Source organism: Candidatus Nomurabacteria bacterium, from assembly GCA_020632395.1.
Classification (GTDB): domain Bacteria; phylum Patescibacteriota; class Dojkabacteria; order SC72; family JAHDCA01; genus JACKFQ01.
The window spans coordinates 1-1,558 of sequence record JACKFQ010000012.1; the positions used below are offsets into that span (position 1 = coordinate 1).

The 1,558-nt window shown below is 41.5% G+C and carries 1 protein-coding gene; it reads right to left on the reverse strand.

All coding sequences use genetic code 11. The features are described 5' to 3' along the window. Positions 1-363 precede the first annotated feature (363 nt). Positions 364-1,558, reverse strand: a 1,195-nt coding sequence (locus H6763_04440) for a DegT/DnrJ/EryC1/StrS family aminotransferase (GenBank protein MCB9804039.1), incomplete at its 5' end; no start/stop codon positions are given.

A 1,558-nucleotide genomic window follows, 5' to 3' on the forward strand; every position in this document is an offset into this window, starting at 1 on the left:
CTCTGCGGTTTGGGCTCCAATTGGAATGGGGGGCAATAGTGAAACCACTCCAATAACAAACACCGCAACCGCTGTAAATTTGAGCCTATACAGCCAGCGATGCAAAAATATTATCACTTAGCTAAGTTCTACACATATTCAGAATAAACATTTCCACCTACAGTGTCAATGTTTTCATCAGTTCTGTCAGGTTTGCAAGGGTGCATTTTTGATAAATGATAAAAGTCTGTCCTCAGCCATTCGATTTCTTCTTCCCCAAAAGCATTTTGGTTATGACATATGACAGGACAAAAGCTACCTATAGCATGAGGTCTACTTGGTACTTTTAAATTTGAGCCAACGAGTATTAAGTGTAAATTGATACTATCGCAGATAATCTTTGAGATCATCAGGTAATTTCGGATTGAATGCCTTACCGGTTGGGAGATTCAAGATCTGCTTTGATACAGACTCTGCTAAGGGACATGTTCCTGGCATATATTTCACACCCTCTAGTACTGTACCTGTCGGATAAATAACCGGATCATACCAATCAGATATGTAACTCCCCCTATTCTGTAAAAAACTCCTTAATTCATCACGATCGATCTCTTCGGGCAATATTACTGGGAATTTAATGAATGGACCGTTCCAATCAGGCAAAATACAACCAATCTCTCTCATCCAATCTAAACTTTTTCGATACTGATCGACCTGATCTGATCTCATAGATCTTAAAATCCCCAATTCACCAAGATAATGACTCACAACTCTTGCCAGCAACGGACTCAATTTTGATGGTGTAGATCTGGGTTGGCCACCGGACAATTCACTTTTCTCGAATCCAGTATTGAATATCCCAAGACGTTCAAATAGAGGTATCAAGACATTGGAACCAAAGGCCCCACTCTTTCGTGATAGTAACCTAATGATCGGATTTATCACCCACAGGAAGGTACGGATCCGAGAAGTGTACGAGATCGATGAGTATATCTGCTCCACAGGAGAAACAAAATTCGGGTCATTCACGATCAGTGCACCTCCAACCTTTGTAGGCAAGGTCTTTTCTAGGCCAAAGCTTATCACTGCCATCGAGGCTTTTTTACCAAGTGTCTCTCCATCATGGATCACCCCTAATGCATGTGCGCAATCCTCTATAGCTAAGATCCCTCGATCGTGGGCAATTTGAATTATCTCCTGGGCACCTGTGGGATTACCGAAGGTATACTGCACCAAAACAGCCCTGATATCAGACTCCTTATCTAGAAGTTCCTTAAATCTTGAGGGTGACATGTTCAATGTTGATCGATCGATATCGACATAAACGGGGATGTGTCCATTCCAAATGATCGGGTTTACAGCAGAATTACAAGTAAAAGGCTGTACAGCGATCTTCGAACCAGGAGGAAGTGCCAATGCTTTGATAGCAATATATAGAGCTGATCTGCCATTCTCAGTCAGATAGATATTTTCACTTGAGTAGAGATCCCCTAGTGTAGTATTTAGTTCGTCCAGCTGTTGATGAGAATAGCTAGACGGCGAAACGATGATATTGAGATACTCTATAAGGTCATTCATA